This is a genomic window from Pseudomonas resinovorans NBRC 106553 (assembly GCF_000412695.1).
GTDB classification, from domain to species: domain Bacteria; phylum Pseudomonadota; class Gammaproteobacteria; order Pseudomonadales; family Pseudomonadaceae; genus Metapseudomonas; species Metapseudomonas resinovorans_A.
The window spans coordinates 2,073,937-2,093,010 of record NC_021499.1; the positions used below are offsets into that span (position 1 = coordinate 2,073,937).

Consider the following 19,074-nt stretch of genomic DNA (forward strand, 5'->3'; position numbering starts at 1 on the left):
AACAAGGAGGAGGTCATGGAGCCTCGGGTTTTCGGCTGGCTCGCTGCCGGCCTGCTGTGTGCAAACGGCGCCCTGGCGCAGAGCTATGTGGTCGGCGTGGAGAAGCAGTCCTTCCAGCCCCACTACTGGCTCGGCGAGCAGGGGGAGTACCAGGGCTTCGCCCGCGACCTGCTGGACCTGTTCGCCCGGGATGCCGGCCTGGACATCCAGTACCGGCCCTTGCCGGTCAACCAGCTCACCGGGCAGTTGCTGGACGGCGGCATCGACTTCAAGTACCCGGACAACGCCAATTGGGCCGGCGACCTCAAGGCGGGCAAGGACATCGTCTACAGCCAGCCGGTGGTGAACTACGTCGACGGCGTGCTGGTGGCGCCCAAGCGCCTGGGGCAGGGCGTCGAGCAGCTGCGACGGCTGGCGGTGGTGGATGGCTGGACGCCCTGGACCTACCAGGAGCGCATCGATGACGGCCAGACCCAAGTGGTGGGCAGCGACGACCTGGGACGGATGGTCAGGCAGGCGCTGAAGCAGGAGGCCGATGGCGCCTACTACAACGTGGTGGTCGCCACCTACTACCTGGACAACATCCGCGCCCGTCCCGGCGCCCTGGTGTTCGATCCGTCCCTGCCGCACACCCGTGGCACCTTCAACCTGTCCAGCCTGCGTCACCCGGAGCTGATCGCCCGCTTCGACCGCTTCCTCGCCGAACATCGCCAGGAAGTCGAGGCGCTGAAGGCGCGCTACCGGGTGGAGGCCAACCTGGATTCCGAGTACCTGGGCATGGAGCAGTGGAAGATCGATTTCCTCGAGCGGCAGAAGGCCAAGGCCCAGCAGTGACGGTGCTGGCCCTGAACCCCATGGCAGAGCCGTCGGGTACGGGTGCGTAGGAATCGTCCTGAAACTTTGTACACAATTCTGAAAGAAAGTGTTGTTACCGCTGTTTACAGGGTGTATATAATTCGGAAAATCCTGACCGCTGGATCAGCTTTTCCGGCGAAGCAACTGCAAGGGGTGCATGACGCCACCCTGCGAGCCCACGACCTACAAGAACAACAGGCAGGCTTTGAGCATGACTTCATTCGACAGCCCCGGGACCCGTCCCGAGACGTTCCGACTCCACCCGGCGCCGACCGCCGCGTCGGTATCCACTGCACAACCCACAGCCATTTCTCTCGTCGAGGTCCTGCAGGGCCTCCTGGATGCAGCCGAACAGCGCAACGCTGAAGACAGCCCGTCCAGTTCCGCCCGTCAGAGCTGCCTTGGCCTGACCGGCTGAGGCCTGGCGCGCACCGCTCTCCACTCCCGAGCCCTTCTGTTACCTGCCCCGATACCGGGCGGGTTGCCGGTGGGCGCGAGACGGAAAAACCTGAAACCCACTACAACAAGGAAAAACCATGAAAGCCAAGTATCTGCCGCACTGCCTCGCCCTCTCGACCGGCCTGCTCGCGGCTGGGCAGGCCGGCGCCGGTGACCTGCTGTTCTGGCAAGACAACAGCCTGAGCTACCTCTACGGCAAGAACTACAAGATCAACCCGCCTATCCAGCAGACCGTCACCTTCGAGCACGCCAACGGCTGGAAGTACGGCGATACCTTCTTCTTCGTGGACAAGACCTTCTTCAACGGCGCCGACGACCCGCAGGTGGGCAGCAACACCTACTACGGCGAGTTCCAGCCGCGCCTGTCGGTTGGCAAGATCTTCGACCAGAAGATCCAGTTCGGCCCGGTGACCGACGTGCTGCTGGCCATGACCTACGAGTTCGGCGAGGGTGACGTGGAGTCCTACCTGATCGGCCCGGGCTTCGACCTGGCGATCCCCGGCTTCGACTTCTTCCAGTTGAACTTCTACAACCGCCGCACCGACGGCAGCCGCCCTGGCGACAACGTCTGGCAGATCACCCCGGTGTGGAGCTACACGATTCCGGTGGGCAATTCCGACATCCGCATCGACGGCTTCATGGACTGGGTCGTGGACAACGACGAGAACCGTCGTGGCACCTACCACGCCAACCTGCACTTCAACCCGCAGGTGAAGTACGACCTGGGCAAGGCCATGGGCTGGGGTGAGAAACAGCTCTATGTCGGTTTCGAGTACGACTACTGGCGCAACAAGTACGGCATCGACAACGACAGCTTCCTCGGCGACGAGATCCTCGATGGCACCAACCAGAACACCGCCAGCCTGCTGGTGAAGGTGCACTTCTGATCCAGCGGAAAAAGGCCGGGGGAGGGCGGGCGCAAACCGCCCTCCCCACGGCTAGAAGGGGAGGTAGTGCATGTCAGGTAGGAGCGAATTCATTCGCGATTGCCACGGCATGACGGGCACGCCTCCGGCCTGCTTGGCGAATGAATTCGCCCCTACAGTGTTCTTGCGAGTGAAGTCAGAAGGTGAATTCCAGGTTCACCGTCGGCGTCGAGGTGCGGCTGCCACGGCCGCCGTCGACGCCGAACTTGTTGTGCCAGTACTCGTAGCCCACCCCCAGCCAGAGGTTCGGCTTGCGCTTGGCGCCCGGCATCGCGGCGACCATCAGCGAGGTGCGCATCAGGGTTTCCGGCGCGGTGTCCTTGTCGAAGTAGTCCTCGCCCTTTTCCCCGACGTAGTTCACGAAGCCCTGGAGCTTGGCGTCGTGGTCGCCCAGCTGGAAGGGCTTGAGCCACGTCAGGTTGAGCATGTAGGTGGCGTCGAAGGTGTGGTTCGGGTGCTTGGCGTTGGGAATGCCCGAGTGGTTCCGCTCGCGGTAGTACATCAGGCTGAGATCGAGCACGGCGGCGCCGTTGAGCTTCAAGGTCGGGCCGAACACCAGCGCGCGCTTCTTCGCCGAGGCCAGGTTGTTGTTGCGGTTGGCGTCGAAGCCGAAGGTGAAGGCGTAGTCCTTGACCAGGCCGGTGCCCAGGGGCTGGTCGAATACCCGCGAGGCGAACAGCTGGTGGCGGTAGACCGCGTAGACCTCGCTGCCGCCGTTGTCGGTGCCCTTGCGCGGGTCGCGACTGTCGGAGAGGAACACGTCGAGGTTGAAGAAGTTGCTGCCGTAGCGATAGCCGTTGGCGTGGGTGAAGCTGTAGATCCGCTTGGCGAACTTGTCCGGGTTGTTGGGGTTGGTGAACTGTTGGCCATAACGGAAGCCGACGCTGTTGTTCATCCACTCGAAGATTTTGCCGTCCTCGGCGGCGGAAGCCGAAGTGCCGAGGGTGATCAGAGCGGCGCCGAGCGCCAGGTGGGTGCGGCGAAGCATCAGGTACTCCTTCTTGTTGTTGTGCAAAAAAAGCCGGATGAGCGCGACCTGAACGGCTGCGCGCGGAGTCGGCCGTCCTGGGGGCGGGTTTAAAAGAGCCCGCCGGATAGGCGGGCTGTGGAATTCCGATCGCGCCTCTTGGGCGGGGCCGGATGGGAGCAAAACGGGTCAGAGCCGATTCAATGCGCCGTGCACTGCTGGCTGCGGTTCTTCTCGCCGAAGATGTTGAACAGCAGGTTGAGAGTCAGGGCGCTGACCGTGGCCATGGCGATACCGCTGTGGGTGATCGGCTCCATCCAGTGGGGCAGTTGGGCGAAGAGATCGGGCCGTACCACCGGCGCCATGCCCATGCCGATGCTCACCGCCACCAGCAACTGGTTGCTGCGATCGGTGATGTCCGCTTCATGGAGGATCTTGATGCCGGTGGCGGTCACCATGCCGAACATGGCGATTCCCGCGCCACCCAGTACCGCCGGCGGAATGGAGGCCACCAGGAAGGCCGCCTTCGGCAGCAGGCTGAGGATGATCAGCAGGCTTCCCGCCGCGACCGTCACGTAACGGCTGCGCACGCCGGTCATCTGCACCAGGCCGATGTTCTGGGCGAAGGACGAGTGGGTGAAGGTGTTGAAGAAGCCCGCCAGGAAGGACGCGCCGGCGTCGCACATCAGGCCGCGGCGCAGGGCGTTGGGGCAGATCTCGCGGCCGGTGATCTTGCCCAGGGCGAGGAACATGCCGGTGGACTCGACGAAGATGATCACCACCACCAGGCACATGGACAGCACCGAGGCCAGCTCGAACCTGGGCATGCCGAAGTGCATGGGTTCGACCAGCTGGAACCAGGGCGTCTCATCCAGCCCGGTGAGGTCGACCATGCCGCTGGCGCCCGCCAGCAGGTAGCCCAGGGCCATGCCGAGCAGCACCGAGACGTTCACCCAGAAACCCTTGAGGAAACGGTTCACCAGGAGAATGGTGCCCAGTACCAGTGCGGCGATGGACAGGTACTCCAGGGCGCCGAAGTGGGTCGCGCCGTTGCCGCCGCCGGCCCAGTTCACCGCGACCGGGAACAGGGTGAGGCCGATGGAGGTGATCACCGTACCGGTCACCAGAGGCGGGAAGAAGCGCACGACGCGCGACATGAAGGGGGCGATCAGCAGGCCGAAGAAGCCGGCGGCGATGGTGGCGCCGAAGATTCCCTGGATGCCGACGCCGGGCATTCCGGCCATCACCACCATGCTGCCCACGGCGGCGAAACTGGCACCCATCATCACTGGCATGCGGATGCCCACCGGGCCGATGCCGATGGACTGCACGATGGTGGCGATACCGGCCACCAGCAGGTCGGCGTTGATCAGGAAGGCGATTTCTTCACGGGAGAGACCGGCGGCCTGGCCGACGATCAGGGGGACGGCAACGGCGCCGCCGTACATCAACAGGACATGCTGGAAACCGACCAGGAGCAATTGCATCAGGGGCAGGCGCTGGTCAGCGGGCGAAAGGGCGGTAGTCCGCTCTGTCGGAGTGGTCATGCAACACCTCGGGCGCTTTTGTTCTTGTAAGTCGCTTGGCAATGCCGCACCTCGTGGGCGCGGCCTGCCGGGTATTCATGTTGCGGGTCGGGTCGGGACACTCGACCGGGTAATGCCTGGATGAAAAAAAAGCCCACCTGGTGGCAGGCTTGAACGCGGACGGTGCTTGGGGGCACCGTCCGCCGTGGGCGTGCGCGAGGGGCAGCGGGTGCTGGGCCCTCGCCGATGCTCAGTTGGTCTTCGCGCCCTGGGCGATCCAGCGGCCGATCAGGTCACGCTCTTCCTGGGTCATCTGGGTGATGTTGCCCAGCGGCATGATCTGGCTGGCGACGGCCTGGGCCTGGATCTTGGGTGCGAGCATCTGGATCTGCTGCGGGGTGTCGAGCATCACGCCGCCCGGCGCCGCGGTGAACAGCGGGCTGGTGGGCTTGGCGGAATGACAGACGGTGCAGCGTTCCTGGATCACGCTGTGGACCTTGTCGAAACCGCCGGCGGCGCTGGCCTGGGCGGGTTGCGCCGGGGCGGCGGCCGGTTCGGTGGCGGCAGGCTTGCTTTCGCTGGTGGCCGGCGCGGTTGACGAAGCGGTGCTGGCGGGGGCGGCCTGCTCCTGGTGAGCGGGTTCGACTGCCAGGGTGGGTTCGGCGGCCTTGTAGTTCGGCGCGGTGACGAACGCCAGGCAGATCATGCCGAGGGCGCCGGCCGGCAGGGTCCAGGCGTACTTGTTGCTGTCGTGGCGCGTGTTGAAGTAGTGGCGCACCAGTACCGCGATCACCGCGATCCCGGCCAGGATCAGCCAGTTGTACTGGCTGCCGTAGGTGCTCGGGAAGTGGTTGCTGATCATGATGAACAGCACCGGCAGGGTGAAGTAGTTGTTGTGGCGCGAACGCAGCAGGCCCTTGGCCGGCAGGACCGGGTCCGGGGTGCGGTTCTCTTCGATGGCCTTAACCAGGGCGCGCTGGGCCGGCATGATGATGCGGAACACGTTGCCGACCATGATGGTGCCGATCAGGGCGCCGACATGGATGTAGGAGCCACGGCCGCTGAACACGTGGGTGAAGCCCCAGGCGGCGCCGACCACCAGCACGAACAGCACCAGGCCGAGCAGGGCGGGCGTCTTGCCCAGCGGCGAGTCGCAGAGGAAGTCGTAGATGAACCAGCCGGCGATCAGGGAGCCGATGCCGATGGCGACCGCGGCGGCCGGGGAGATGTCCACGCCGGGGGCGATCAGGTACAGGCTCGGGTTCAGGTAGAACACCACGGTCAGCAGGGCGACGCCCGACAGCCAGGTGAAATAGGCTTCCCATTTGAACCAGTGCAGGTTGTCCGGCATTTTCGGCGGGGCGAGCTTGTATTTCTCCAGGTGGTAGATGCCGCCACCGTGGATGGCCCAGAGGTCACCCGACAGCCCGTCACGCGGGTTGCTGCGGTTGAGGTTGTTTTCCAGCCAGACGAAATAGAAGGACGCGCCGATCCAGGCGATGCCGGTGATCATGTGAACCCAGCGAATGCCCAGGTTCAGCCATTCGGTCAGATGTGCTTCCACAGTTTCTTACCTCTTTCCCGCCGACCGGCACGCCGATCGTTGGGCTTCTCTTATTAGTGGTTGGGGGCGAGGAGCAGCTGCTCGTCCTCGGTGAAGTAATGTTCGTCGCAGTTGTTGCCGGAACCGCTGCGATCAACCACCAGGAAGTCATCCCGCTTTTCGATCGTCAGCACCGGGTGGTGCCAGACGCCGCGATGGTAATTAACGCCCTGCCTGCCATTGGAAATGAAGGCGCGGACCAAGCCCGGTACAGGTACGTCGCCAACGGGCGCGACCACGACCAGAAAGGGGTTGCCGAGCAGCGGGATGAAAGCCTGGCTGCCCTGCGGATGTCGTTCCAGCATGCGGATGCGCAGGGGCATCTCGAGGGATTCGGCGCTGAAGATGCTGATGATCGCCTTGTCGTCCGGCTGGGCGGTCTCGACGGTGGCGAGCTTGTGGTAACGGCGGGTGGAACCGTTGTTGATCATGAAGTACTCGCTGCCGTCGGTTTCGATCACATCTCCGAAGGGGGCGAAGGCTTCTTTGGTCAGGGGCTCGATCTTCAGGGTACGCATGGCTGTTCTACTTGTTCGTTGCTGGTTCCCGTCCCGCGAGGGGAGGGGCCGTGCGGGGAGGTGGTCGTTCCATCCTCCCCCCTGGCGCTCCGGATCGGTGGGGCGCCGATGGACGGGGCTAGCCGTTCGGTCGTTGCGATTCGGCGGTGTGCCTGCGGCTTACAGCTGCTGCAGGCGGAACAGCGCGATCTTGTTGATCTCGGCCAGGGCCCGGGTGAACTCGGCTTCGGGGGCGTTGTGGATGCGCTCCTCGAAGGCCGCCAGGATCTGGTGCCGGTTGCTGCCTTTCACCGCCATGATGAAGGGAAACCCGAACTTGGCCTTGTAGGCGTCGTTCAGCTCCGTGAAGCGCGCGAACTCTTCAGCCGTGCACTCATGGATGCCGGCACCGGACTGTTCGTTGGTGCTGGCTTCGGTCAGCTCGCCACGTACCGCTGCCTTGCCGGCCAGGTCCGGGTGAGCGTTGATCAGTGCCAGCTGGGCGTCGTGGCTGGCACTGAGCAGGATGTCGGCCATGCGCTGGTGCAGGCCGTCGATTTCGTTGATGGCGTCATCCTGGCCCAGGTCGAAGGCTTTCTCGGCGACCCAGGGCGAGTGTTCGTAGATATCGGCGAAGGACTCGACGAAGGCCGCGCGGGACAGGGTGGACGGGGTCAGGGTCTGGAAGCGGCTCATTTCGCTTGCTCTTTGAAGGGGTGGGTGGCTTGCCAGTGGCGGGCGATGTCGACGCGGCGGGCGAACCAGACTTTCTCGTGGCCCTTCACGTAGTCGAGGAAGCGTGCCAGGGAAGCCAGGCGTGCCGGGCGGCCGAGCAGGCGGCAGTGCATGCCGATGGACAGCATCTTCGGGGCGCCGGCGGCACCTTCTGCATAGAGCACGTCGAAGGCGTCCTTGAGGTATTCGAAGAAGTCGTCGCCCTTGTTGAAGCCCTGCACCTGGGTGAAGCGCATGTCGTTGGTGTCCAGGGTGTAGGGGATCACCAGGTGCGGCTTGGCGGTGTAGTTGTTGGGCTCCCAGTAGGGCAGGTCGTCGTCGTAGGTGTCGGAATCGTAGAGGAAGCCGCCTTCCTCCATCACCAGGCGCCGGGTGTTGGGGCTGGTGCGGCCGGTGTACCAGCCCACCGGGCGCTCGCCGGTCAGTTCGGTGAGGATGCGGATGGCTTCGAGCATGTGCTCGCGTTCCTGGGCCTCGTCCATGTACTGGTAGTCGATCCAGCGGTAGCCGTGGCTGCAGATCTCGTGGCCGGCCTCGACCATGGCGCGGATCACGTCCGGATGACGCTGGGCGGCCATGGCCACGGCGAAGATGGTCATCGGGATATCGTGCTTCTTGAACAGGTTCAGCAGGCGCCATACGCCGACGCGGCTGCCATATTCGTAAAGGGATTCCATGCTCATGTTGCGCACGCCCTGCAGGGGCTGGGCGGCGACCATCTCGGAGAGGAAGGCTTCGGACTCCTTGTCGCCATGGAGCACGCTGCGCTCGCCGCCTTCCTCGTAGTTGAGGACGAACGACAGGGCGATGCGGGAATCATCCGGCCAGTGCGGATGGGGAGGGTTGTTGCCGTAACCGATCAGGTCGCGTGGGTACTCAGCGCTCACTGCAGTCTTCCTTCTTGTGTGTTGGGCGATCTGCGACAGCCTGGGAGATGGTGCGCGACCGGGGATGGGGCAATTGTATACAAAACGTCGTGCACTTTGTAAATCAAAAAATTGCCTGGATCATCATTACGCGGCCAAGCAAGAAATCTGCCCATTCGGTCAAGTAAAAACCACGGAAGGCCCGGTGGCAGGCTGGTGTACAAATCAGCGTCAGGCCTGGCTTCTGGCCATCGTCGACGAATGCGTCCTGCATATTGTGTACAATTTCTAGTGTTTATGTCTTACATTCTTCCGGTCGCATGTTATTCTGCGCTCCATACCGGGGCCCAGGCCCTACCACGCACCAATATGAACAAGCAGAGGAGGTGTGGCGTTCCGAACGCGGCCAGTACAACGGCCCGGCGGGCGCCCAGCGAGCAATGGGACGTTTGACCACGCATGTACTGGATGCCGCCCACGGCTGCCCTGGCCGTGACATCAAGATCGAGCTCTACCGCGTGGAAGGCGCGGGCCTGGAGCTGGTCGCCACCGCCACCACCAACGATGACGGCCGCTGCGACGCGCCGTTGCTGCAAGGCGCCGACTACCAGAGCGGCGTCTACCAGATCCATTTCCACGCCGGCGATTACTACCGCGCCCGTGGCGTCGCGCTGCCCGCGCCGGCTTTCCTCGATGTGGTGGTGCTGCGCTTCGGCATCTCCGCCGAGCAGGACCACTACCACGTGCCGCTGTTGATCTCTCCCTACAGCTATTCCACCTATCGCGGCAGCTAGTTTTCCGATTCTCGTTACCCTCGACTCACTGAGTCCTTATGGCCCGTTCACACTGCGGGCCTTTTTTATGCCTGCGGGAAAGTGGCTAGCTGGGGTGGGGGGTTGGAAGCCTGGCTCAATGCCGAGTGGGCTGCGGGTTTCTGTTTCGCCTTCCCGGGCGAGTAGCTTTGGGAGCCGCGTAGGGTAGGGTGGGTGGCGTTCCGCTGGGCGAAGCGATCCCCCATGCGGGCAGAGCTGATGGGTATCGCAAGCTCAACCCATCCTACGGGCTGATGCCCAAACTGGCCTGAAACGAAACAGAGAAGATGACGCCGCGCAAACCGCCCCTTCAGGAGGGGAGTTTGGCGTAGCCAAACCCGGATGTCGGGGCAAGCCTTTTGCTTCCTTTGGGTGGTGCGGCATTCCGACGACTGCCAAAGGAAGTCGCACGGGGGGGGCGAAACAGAACTCCTCAGCGCACTCGGCAATGAGCTGAAAGAGAACGCCAGGCCCGTTCCTTGCAACGCATCGCCACTCCGGCATGAACACTATCTCCCAGTCTTTCCGCGAAACCCCAAAAACGAAAAGGCCCCGCCGCATAGCGGCAGGGCCCTGGTGGAGCGGGGATGGGATCAGAGGAAGATGAACTTGGCCACGAAGATCGCGCAGAGTGCGTAAAGGCTTACCGACACTTCCTTGTACTTGCCGGTAAAGGCCTTCATCGCCACGTAGGTCACGAAGCCCAGGGCGATGCCGTCGGCGACCGAGAAGGTCAGCGGCATCATGATCACGGTGACGATGGCCGGGATGGTCTCGGTGTGTTCCTTCCAGTCGATGTGGGCCATGCCGCCCATCATCAGCATGGCGACGTAGATCAGCGCGCCAGCGGTGGCATAGGCGGGGATCATGCCGGCCAGCGGGGCGAAGAACATCGCGGCGATGAACAGCGCGCCCACGGTCACCGCGGTCAGGCCGGTACGGCCACCGGCGGCCACGCCTGCGGCGCTTTCCACATAGCTGGTCACCGGCGGCACGCCGAGCACGCCCCCGAAGACGCTGGAGGCGCTGTCCGCCTTCATGGCCCGGGAGAGGTTCTCGATGCGGCCGTCTTCCTGGACCAGGTTGGCGCGCTGGGCCACGCCCATCAGGGTGCCCGCGGTGTCGAACATGTGCACGAAGAGGAAGGCCAGGATCACGCTGACCATGGTCACGTTGAAGGCGCCGGTGATGTCCATGGCCATGAAGGTCGGGGCCAGGCTCGGCGGCATGGAGAACACGCCACCGAACTTGACGATGCCCAGGCCCACGCCGACCAGGGTCACGGTGAGGATACTGATGAGGATGCCGCCGAAGACGCGGCGGTATTCGAGGACCGCGATCATCAGGAAGCAGATGGCGGCCAGCAGCGGGCCGGGGGAGGTCAGGTCTCCGATGTGCACCAGGGTGGCCGGGTGGGCAACCACGATACCGGCGGTCTTCAGGCCGATCAGCCCGAGGAACAGGCCGACACCCGCACCCATGGCGAAGCGCAGGCTGCTGGGGATGCTGTTGAGCAACCATTCGCGGATGCGCGAGAAGGTGAGGATCATGAACAGCACGCCGGAGAGGAACACCGCGCCGAGGGCGATCTGCCAGCTGTAGCCCATGGTGTTGACCACGGTGTAGGTGAAGAAGGCGTTCAGGCCCATGCCTGGGGCGAGGCCCACCGGCCAGTTGGCGTAGAGCCCCATGAGGAAGCAGCCGAACGCGGCGGCAAGGCAGGTGGCAACGAAGGCCGCGCCATGATCGATCCCGGCATCGGCCATGATGTTCGGGTTGACGAAAATGATGTAGGCCATGGTGATGAAGGTGGTCAGGCCTGCAGCCAGCTCGGTTTTCACGGTGGTGCCGTGAAGGCTGAGCTTGAAGAGACGTTCCAGCAGGCCCTTGGCGGGCGGTGTTGCGGCGTACGTTCCTTGTTCTTGTTGTTTGATGCTTTCCACAGCGTGGTACTCCTCATCTCTTTTGTTTTGTTCACCCAGGGCCTGGAGTGGGCTCCGGACTGACTGAGGCGGATGGCGTGAGTGGTGCACTCCCCAAATACTTGACCTATGGGTCAGGAAGTCACGGCGCGATTATGCCTTTGTATACAAAAAAAACAAATAATGTTTTAAATGTTCGATAAAACGCACCAATCGGAAAAATCTGACCATAAAGACAGCTTTTGGCGAGACAATTTTCAGAAATTTTCATCTGGTAATTTGTTTAAAAACAATGAGTTAAGTTTTTTGCAGGAAGTCGCGGGGAAACCGAGGCGGGGTGCCTAAAGCACCTGATGGAGCAGAGAAAGCCGTGTTTATGCCAAAAAAATGTAGGGAGATTCGGCCTTTGGTCCTGTTTCCTCTATTGGGACCGGGCGAAAACCAATCGACTTGAAACCTGTTCAACTGGTCAGGAATGGGCATTGAGCTGCAGCGAAACTGTTCAAGATGGGATGATTGTGTACAATATCCGTTGCTTTTTACCTGTTTTCCCTCGCTGAGCTACCCGTTCCGTGCGGCGGAGAAGGGCAAAAAGGGCCCAGGAAGACCGCCGACCCCACTGACGCGAGCCCTCATGAACGAACAGTTGCAGCCACTCAAGAAGCAGCCGCGCACCGCCAAAAGCACCCGCAGCGGCACGCAGGACGACGTCGTCTATGCGCATATTTTCGATGCCATCCTCGAGCAGCGCCTGGCGCCCGGCACCAAGCTGAGCGAGGAGGCCCTGGGCGAGATCTTCGGCGTCAGCCGCACCATCATCCGCCGTGCCTTGTCGCGCCTCGCCCATGAAGGCGTGGTGCTGCTGAGGCCCAATCGCGGCGCCGTGGTGGCCAGCCCCAGCGTCGAGGAAGCCCGACAGATCTTCTACGCCCGCCGTCTGGTGGAGCGCGCCATCACCGAGCTGGCGGTCGAGCACGCCACCGCCGAGCAGCTGCAGGAACTCCGGCAGATGGTCCTCGAGGAGCAGGCCTGCTTCTCCCGTGGCGACCGAGGCGCGGGCATCCGTCTGTCCGGCGAGTTCCACCTGAAGCTGGCCGAGGCCGCGAAGAATGCGCCGTTGGTGAGCTTCCAGCGCAGCCTGGTGTCCCAGACCTCGCTGATCATCGCCCAATACGAGAGCGGAAGCCGCTCCCACTGTTCCTTCGACGAGCACAATCGCCTGATCGACGCCATCGAGTCCCGCGATGCCGAGCGCGCGGTGATGCTGATGATGCATCACATGGACCACATCGACGACAAGCTGAACCTGGATGAAGGCGGCGCTTCGGACGACCTGCACGCGGTGTTCTCGCACCTGTTGCAGACCAAGAAGAAGCCCGGCCGCGGCACGCCCCGCAGCGCCTGATCGGCTCGGATGAAAAAAGCCCCGCGAATGCGGGGCTTTTTGTTTTGCGAGGCTGGGCGCGATGGAACTCGTAGGATGGGTAGAGCCTGCGAAACCCATCAACCCGACGGCGCAAGCGATGGGTTTCGCTTCGCTCTACCCATCCTACGGTCTCTATCCATCTTGCGGTTCAACCGCGCTGATGCACGCTGCGGCCGGCGGCGAAGGTTTCCTTCACGGTGCGGTCGTCGCCGAGGATTGTCAGGGCGAAGAGTTTCTCCGCGAGGGTGCTGGCCTGCTGCAGGCGGTAGTCCAGCAAGGGCGTGGCCTTGTAGTCGAGGACCACGAAGTCCGCGTCCTTGCCGACCTGCAGGTTGCCGATGCGCTCGTCCAGGTAGAGCGCGCGGGCGCCGCCCAGGGTGGCGAGGTAAAGGGACTTGAAGGGGTCGAGCTTCTTGCCCTGCAGCTGCATCACCTTGTACGCCTCGTTCAGGGATTGCAGCTGGGAGAAGCTGGTGCCGGCACCCACGTCGGTGCCCAGGCCCACGCGCACGCCGTGCGCCTCGAGTTTCTCCAGGTCGAACAGGCCGCTGCCGAGGAAGAGGTTGGAGGTGGGGCAGAAGGCCACCGCCGAGCCGGTTTCCGCGAGGCGTTTGCACTCCTCGTCGCACAGGTGCACGCCGTGGGCGAAGACCGAACGCTGGCCGATCAGCTTGAAGTGGTCGTAGACGTCCAGGTAGCCCGTGCGCTCGGGGAACAGCGCCTTGACCCATTCGATTTCCTTGCGGTTCTCGGACAGGTGGGTGTGCATGTACAGGCCCGGGTACTCGCCATAGAGCTTGCCCGCCAGCTCGAGCTGTTCCGGGGTGCTGGTGGGGGCGAAGCGCGGGGTCACCGCGTAGTGCAGGCGGCCCTTGCCGTGCCAGCGTTCGATCAGTTCCTTGCTGTCGGCGTAGCCGGATTCGGCGGTGTCGGTGAGGTAGTCCGGGGCGTTGCGGTCCATCAGCACCTTGCCGGCGATCATGCGCAGGTCGAGGGCGTGGGCCGCTTCGAAGAAGGCGTCCACCGACTCCTTGTGCACGGTGCCGAACACCAGGGCGGTGGTGGTGCCGTTGCGCAGCAGTTCCTTGAGGAAGATCGCGGCGACGTCGGCGGCGTGGGCCTTGTCGGCGAACTGCCGCTCGGTGGGGAAGGTGTAGGTGTTCAGCCAGTCCAGCAGCTGCTCGCCGTAGGAGGCGATCATGCCGGTCTGGGGGAAATGGATGTGGGTATCGATGAACCCAGGGGTGATCAGGGCGTCGCGGTACTCCTGCACCCTGACGCCGGAATCCAGGCTCGGCAGCAGCGATTTGGCGTCACCCAGGGCCTTGATGCGCCCATCTTCCACCACCAGCAGGCCGTCCTCGAAATACTGATAGGACTGCTCGACGCCCACCAGGGCGGGGTCGGCGATGCTGTGCAGGATGGCGGAGCGGTAGGCGGTTACGTGGCTGGTCATATCAGTCTCGTTCATTGATGTTGCGGCTTCTGGCTCCCGGAAGGGGCCGGAATGGGGGGCGCCCTGTCACCGGCTCCCCCCACCCGGCACTGCTCGTTGCCTCGTTCCGGGAACGCGTTGTTCAGGCCTGTTCGCGGCGGGAGGAGGGCAGCAGTCTGGCCACCGTTTCTCCTTTCTTCACTTCGTTGCCGAAGCTGGCGTTATAGGTGGCGACCACCTCGCCGGCGATGGAGATGGCGATCTCCACCGGCAGCTTGCCTTTGACTTCGCTGATGCCCATGGGGCAGCGCATGCGTTGCACGGTATCCGCGGCGAAGCCGCGCTCGCGCAGGCGATGCTCGAACTTCACGCGCTTGGTCTTCGAGCCGATCAGGCCGAAGTAGGCGAAGTCGTTGCGCTTGAGGATTTCGGCGGTCAGTTCCAGGTCCAGCTGGTGGTTGTGGGTCATGACGATGAAGTAGCTGCCCCGGGGCATCCCGGCGATCTCGTCGATCACTTCTTCGTTGACCACCTTTTCCACGCCGGCCGGGATCTGCTCGGGGAATTCGTTCTCCCGCGAGTCGATCCAGCGCACCTTGCACGGCAGGCTGGCGAGGATCGGCATCAGGGCGCGGCCGACATGGCCGGCGCCGAATACGGCGATGTGCGCCTGGGGTTGACCCATGGGTTCGAACAGCAGCACGGTGGCGCCGCCGCAGCATTGGCCGAGGCTGGCGCCCAGGCTGAAACGTTCCAGGCGGGTGTCCTGGGTGCGCTCTTCGAGCATTTGCCGGGCGATTTCCATCGCCTTGAACTCAAGGTGTCCACCACCGATGGTCTCGAAGATCCGCTCGGCCGTGACCACCATCTTCGAACCGGCGTTGCGCGGCGTGGAGCCACGCTCTTCGATGATGGTCACCAGCACGCAGGGTTCACCGCGTTGCTGCAGGTCGGCGAGGGCGCTGATCCAGCTCATTTGCTCAATCTCCAGCTACGCAGTGGCCTGGTGGTCCGTGACAGCCGCCAGTCGTCCTTGGGACGCAGCGGGGCTGGCAGGGTTTCCAGCAGCACGGCGTCGTCGCCCTGCTGCGCGGTTTTCGGTCGATCGGTGGATGTTGTCATTGTTCTGCACCGTTTTTCAGTTAGCGGAACCGGCCCGCAGCTGGCTGCGGGACCGGTTCGCGCGGGTCATGCCGGTTCGGTCTGCGCCGGGGCGCTGGCCGTGGCCGGTTGTTGCAGCTTGCGCATCTGCTCGACGCCCCAGAGCACGCGCTCGGGGGTGGCGGGCGCGTCGATCGCGGGTTGCACGCGGTAGTCCGCCAGGCTCGCCACGGCGTCCTTGATGGCGCACCAGACGGCGATGCCTAGCATGAACGGCGGCTCGCCCACGGCCTTGGAGTGGAACACCGTCTGCTCCGGGTTCTTGCGGTTCTCCACCAGCTTCACCCGCAGGTCGATGGGCATGTCGGCGATGGCCGGGATCTTGTAGCTGGCCGGTCCGCTGGTCATCAGCTTGCCCTTGGCGTTCCACACCAGCTCTTCCATGGTCAGCCAGCCCATGCCCTGGACGAAGGCGCCTTCCACCTGGCCGATGTCGATGGCCGGGTTCAGCGAGGCACCCACGTCATGCAGGATGTCGGTGCGCAGCATCTTGTACTCGCCGGTCAGGGTGTCGACTATCACTTCGGCGCAGGCCATGCCGTAGGCGAAGTAGTAGAAGGGGCGGCCGGCGGCCTTGTCGCGGTCGTAGAAGATCTTCGGCGTGCGGTAGAAGCCGGTGCTGGAAAGCGAGATCTGGTTGAAGTAGGCGAGCTGGATCATTTCCTCGAAAGAGAGGAAGTGGTCGCGCACGCGCACCTGGCCGTTCTTGAACTGCACGTCCTCGCTGGTCACCTTGAAGTGATTGGTGAGGAACTCCACCAGGCGGCCCTTGATGGTCTCGGCGGCGTTCTGCGCGGCCTTGCCGTTCAGGTCGGTGCCGCTGGAGGCCGCGGTCGGCGAGGTGTTGGGCACCTTGTCGGTGTTGGTGGCGGTGATCTGGATACGCTCGATGTCCACCTGGAAGACTTCGGCCACCACCTGGGCGACCTTGGTGTTCAGGCCCTGGCCCATCTCGGTGCCGCCATGGTTCAGGTGGATGCTGCCGTCGGTGTAGATGTGCACCAGCGCGCCGGCCTGGTTGAGGAAGGTGGCGGTGAAGCTGATGCCGAATTTCACCGGGGTCATCGCCAGGCCTTTCTTCAGCACCGGGCTCCTGGCGTTGAACGCGCGGATTTCCTCGCGGCGCTTGGCGTACTCGCTGCTCGCCTCCAGCTCCTCGGTCATCTCGGCGAGCATGTTGTGTTCGACGGGCTGGTAGTAGTGGGTGACGTTGCGCTCGTCCTTGCCGTAGTAGTTCAGCTTGCGGACTTCCAGCGGGTCCTTGCCCAGGTGGCGGGAAATGGCGTCCATGATCTCTTCGATCGCTACCATGCCCTGGGGGCCGCCGAAGCCGCGGTAGGCGGTGTTCGACGCGGTGTTGGTCTTGCAGCGATGACCATTGATGGTGGCGTTTTCGAGGAAGTAGGCGTTGTCCGAGTGGAACATCGCGCGATCGACGATGGAGCCGGAGAGGTCCGGCGAGTAACCGCAGTTGCCCGCCAGCTCCAGCTCGATGCCCTTGAGCAGGCCGTCGTCGTCGAAGCCCACGTCGTATTCGACGTAGAAGGGGTGGCGCTTGCCGGTGATGCTCATGTCTTCCATGCGCGGCAGGCGCATCTTGGTGGGCCGGCGGGTCAGGTGCGCGATCACCGCGCAGAGGCAGGCCGGGCCGGCCGCCTGGGTTTCCTTGCCGCCGAAGCCGCCACCCATGCGGCGCATGTCGATGACGATCTTGTTCATCGGCACACCCAGCACTTCGCCCACCAGCTTCTGTACTTCGGTGGCGTTCTGGGTGGAGGTGTAGACGATCATGCCGCCGTCCTCGGTAGGCATCACCGAGGAGATCTGGGTTTCCAGGTAGAAGTGCTCCTGGCCGCCGATGTGCAGGGTGCCCTGCAGACGGTTCTTGGAGCTGGCCAGGGCGCTGCCGGAGTCGCCGCGCTTGTGCTGGTGGCTGTCCAGCACGAAGTGTTTCTTGCGCAGGGCGTCGACCACGTCCAGCACGGGCTCCAGGTCCTCGTATTCGACTATCGCCGCCATGGCCGCCTTGCGCGCGGTTTCCAGGCTGTCGGCGCCAACGGCCAGGACCACCTGGCCGACGTACTCGACCTTGCCGTCGGCCAGCAGCGGGTCACCGGCCACCACCGGGCCGATGTCCAGCTGGCCGGGAACGTCCTTGGCGGTGATGGCGATGGCCACGCCGGGGAACTGGTAGCAGGGCGTGGTATCGATGCGGGTGATGCGCGCATGGGCGCGGTCACTCATGCGGGCGTAAACGTGCAGCTGGTTGGGGAACTCCAGGCGGTCGTCGACGTACACCGCTTCACCCGAGACGTGCTTGGGCGCGCTTTCGTGCTTGACGCTCTTGCCCACGCCGGTGGTGATGTCGGCGCGGAACAGTTCGGCGAGCTCTTCCTGGGTCTTGTGGTGGAAGTGGTTAGACATACGCGGTCACCCGGGTTTCGACTTCTGGGGATTGCAGCTCGAGGAAGAACTTGCGCAACAGGTTCTGCGCGGTCAGCAGGCGGTATTCCTTGCTGGCGCGGAAGTCCGAAAGCGGGGTGAAGTCCTTGGCCAGGGCCTCGCAGGCGCGTTCGACGGTGCCCGGGTACCAGGCGGAGCCGACCAGGACCTGCTCGCAGGCGCTGGCGCGTTTGGGAATGCCGGCCATGCCGCCGAAGGCGACGCGGGCCTTGCGTACCACGCCATTCTCGATCACCAGGTTGAAGGCGGCGCAGACGGCGGAAATGTCGTCGTCCAGGCGCTTGGAGACCTTGTAGGCGCGGAAGGCCTGGTTCTTGCGGGCACGCGGCACGCGGATCTTCTCGATGAACTCGGATTCCTGGCGGGCGGTGACCTTGTAATCGAGGAAGTACTCGTCCAGCGGCAGGATGCGGGTCTGGTTGCCCTTGCGCAGGACGATCTCGGCGCCCAGGGCGATCAGCAGCGGCGGGGCGTCGCCAATGGGCGAGGCGTTGCCGATGTTGCCACCCAGGGTGCCCTGGTTGCGGATCTGCAGGGAGGCGAAGCGGTGCAGCAGCTCGCCGAAGTCCGGGTACTCCTGGGCCAGGCTCTCGTAGCAGTCGGACAGCGGGGTGGCGGCGCCGATCTCGATGAAGTCCGCGCTCTGTTCGATGCGCTTCATGGCGTCGATATGGCCGACATAGATCATTACCGGCAGCTCGCGGTGGAACTGGGTGACTTCCAGGGCCAGGTCGGTGCCGCCGGCCAGCAGGCGGGCCTGCGGGTTGGAGACATAGAAGTCGGCCAGGTCGGCCACGGTCAGCGGTACCAGGCAGCGCTTGTCGCCGCTGTTCAGTTCGGCGGTTTCACGCGGTGCAATGGCTTTCAGCTGGGCGACGGTCTGGGCTTCGGCGGCGTCGAACTGGTCGGGCTGCTTCTGGCAGCAGGCCTGCTCGGCGGCGTCGATGATCGGGCGGTAGCCGGTGCAGCGGCACAGGTTGCCGGCCAGGGCTTCCATGGTCTGGCCCTTGTCGTAGCCGTTGCTGTTCTTCTGCAGGGCGAACAGCGACATGACGAAACCGGGGGTGCAGAAGCCGCACTGGGAGCCATGGCAATCCACCATGGCCTGCTGCACGGAATGCAGTTGGCCCTGGTGCTTGAGGTCTTCCACGGTGATCAGTTGCTTGCCATGCAGGGAGGAAACGAAGGTCAGGCAGGAGTTGAGGGTGCGGTAGCGGATGCGGTCCCCTTCCAGCTCGCCGACCACCACGGTGCAAGCACCGCAATCGCCCGAGGCACAGCCTTCTTTGGTACCGGGTTTGCCCGCGTGCTCACGCAAGTAGTTGAGCACCGTGACATTGGGATCGAGGGCATGCTCGGTGCACAGCTCCCGATTGAGTAAAAACTGGATCAAGGACGACCTCCAGGCACTTTATTGTTTT

The 19,074-nt window shown here is 63.8% G+C and carries 16 protein-coding genes; 4 read left to right on the top strand and 12 right to left on the bottom strand.

Annotated features, from left to right (window positions below):
• The first annotated feature begins 15 nt into the window (after positions 1-15).
• Positions 16-834, top strand: a complete 819-nt coding sequence (locus tag PCA10_RS09490; RefSeq protein ID WP_016491849.1) for a substrate-binding periplasmic protein — start codon at positions 16-18, stop codon at positions 832-834.
• Positions 835-1,391: 557 nt separating this feature from the next.
• Positions 1,392-2,201: an outer membrane protein OmpK gene (locus PCA10_RS09495; protein WP_016491851.1), complete on the top strand. Its 810-nt coding sequence runs from the start codon at positions 1,392-1,394 to the stop codon at positions 2,199-2,201.
• Positions 2,202-2,376: 175 nt separating this feature from the next.
• Here PCA10_RS09495 and PCA10_RS09500 read toward each other — a convergent pair whose 3' ends face one another.
• The 6 genes from PCA10_RS09500 to puuE form a co-directional block, all read right to left on the bottom strand.
• Complete coding sequence (locus PCA10_RS09500; RefSeq protein ID WP_016491852.1) at positions 2,377-3,228, bottom strand: hypothetical protein; 852 nt, start codon at positions 3,226-3,228, stop codon at positions 2,377-2,379.
• Between the two features lie 179 nt (positions 3,229-3,407).
• Positions 3,408-4,754 carry a nucleobase:cation symporter-2 family protein gene (locus tag PCA10_RS09505; protein WP_016491853.1) on the bottom strand — a complete coding sequence of 449 codons (1,347 nt, stop codon included), beginning with the start codon at positions 4,752-4,754 and terminating at the stop codon, positions 3,408-3,410.
• 229 nt (positions 4,755-4,983) lie between these two features.
• Positions 4,984-6,297, bottom strand: coding sequence for a urate hydroxylase PuuD (locus PCA10_RS09510; RefSeq protein WP_016491854.1), 1,314 nt, complete (start codon positions 6,295-6,297; stop codon positions 4,984-4,986).
• A 53-nt stretch (positions 6,298-6,350) separates the two neighbouring features.
• A complete protein-coding gene (locus tag PCA10_RS09515) occupies positions 6,351-6,854 on the bottom strand; it encodes an ureidoglycolate lyase (protein ID WP_016491855.1) in 504 nt (167 codons plus the stop codon).
• Between the two features lie 159 nt (positions 6,855-7,013).
• Entirely contained in the window at positions 7,014-7,529 is a 516-nt protein-coding gene (gene uraD / locus PCA10_RS09520; protein WP_016491856.1) for a 2-oxo-4-hydroxy-4-carboxy-5-ureidoimidazoline decarboxylase, read from the bottom strand.
• On the bottom strand, positions 7,526-8,455 hold the full coding sequence (gene puuE / locus PCA10_RS09525) for an allantoinase PuuE (RefSeq protein ID WP_016491857.1): 930 nt from the start codon (positions 8,453-8,455) through the stop codon (positions 7,526-7,528). The genes uraD and puuE overlap by 4 nt, the downstream gene beginning before the upstream one ends.
• Positions 8,456-8,874: 419 nt before the next feature.
• Between puuE and uraH the strand changes: the two genes are divergently transcribed.
• Positions 8,875-9,228: a hydroxyisourate hydrolase gene (gene uraH, locus PCA10_RS09530; RefSeq protein WP_041770604.1), complete on the top strand. Its 354-nt coding sequence runs from the start codon at positions 8,875-8,877 to the stop codon at positions 9,226-9,228.
• Positions 9,229-9,839: 611 nt separating this feature from the next.
• On the opposite strand, the gene PCA10_RS09535 is transcribed toward uraH, so the two are convergent.
• Entirely contained in the window at positions 9,840-11,189 is a 1,350-nt protein-coding gene (locus PCA10_RS09535; RefSeq protein ID WP_016491859.1) for an NCS2 family permease, read from the bottom strand.
• Positions 11,190-11,802: 613 nt separating this feature from the next.
• On the opposite strand from PCA10_RS09535, the gene PCA10_RS09540 reads away from it, so the two are divergent.
• Positions 11,803-12,573: a GntR family transcriptional regulator gene (locus PCA10_RS09540; protein ID WP_016491860.1), complete on the top strand. Its 771-nt coding sequence runs from the start codon at positions 11,803-11,805 to the stop codon at positions 12,571-12,573.
• Positions 12,574-12,742: 169 nt separating this feature from the next.
• Here the strand turns inward: PCA10_RS09540 and guaD are convergent, their stop codons facing one another.
• From guaD to xdhA, 5 genes are all read right to left on the bottom strand, one after another.
• Positions 12,743-14,050, bottom strand: coding sequence for a guanine deaminase (gene guaD / locus PCA10_RS09545; protein WP_041770184.1), 1,308 nt, complete (start codon positions 14,048-14,050; stop codon positions 12,743-12,745).
• Positions 14,051-14,171: 121 nt separating this feature from the next.
• Positions 14,172-15,005, bottom strand: coding sequence for a xanthine dehydrogenase accessory protein XdhC (xdhC, locus tag PCA10_RS09550; RefSeq protein WP_016491862.1), 834 nt, complete (start codon positions 15,003-15,005; stop codon positions 14,172-14,174).
• Positions 15,002-15,151: a hypothetical protein gene (locus PCA10_RS30610; protein WP_158491040.1), complete on the bottom strand. Its 150-nt coding sequence runs from the start codon at positions 15,149-15,151 to the stop codon at positions 15,002-15,004. Before PCA10_RS30610 ends, xdhC begins: the two co-directional genes overlap by 4 nt.
• Positions 15,152-15,217: 66 nt before the next feature.
• Positions 15,218-17,614, bottom strand: a complete 2,397-nt coding sequence (gene xdhB / locus PCA10_RS09555; RefSeq protein ID WP_016491863.1) for a xanthine dehydrogenase molybdopterin binding subunit — start codon at positions 17,612-17,614, stop codon at positions 15,218-15,220.
• A complete protein-coding gene (xdhA, locus tag PCA10_RS09560) occupies positions 17,607-19,046 on the bottom strand; it encodes a xanthine dehydrogenase small subunit (RefSeq protein ID WP_016491864.1) in 1,440 nt (479 codons plus the stop codon). Before xdhA ends, xdhB begins: the two co-directional genes overlap by 8 nt.
• Positions 19,047-19,074: the final 28 nt, after the last annotated feature.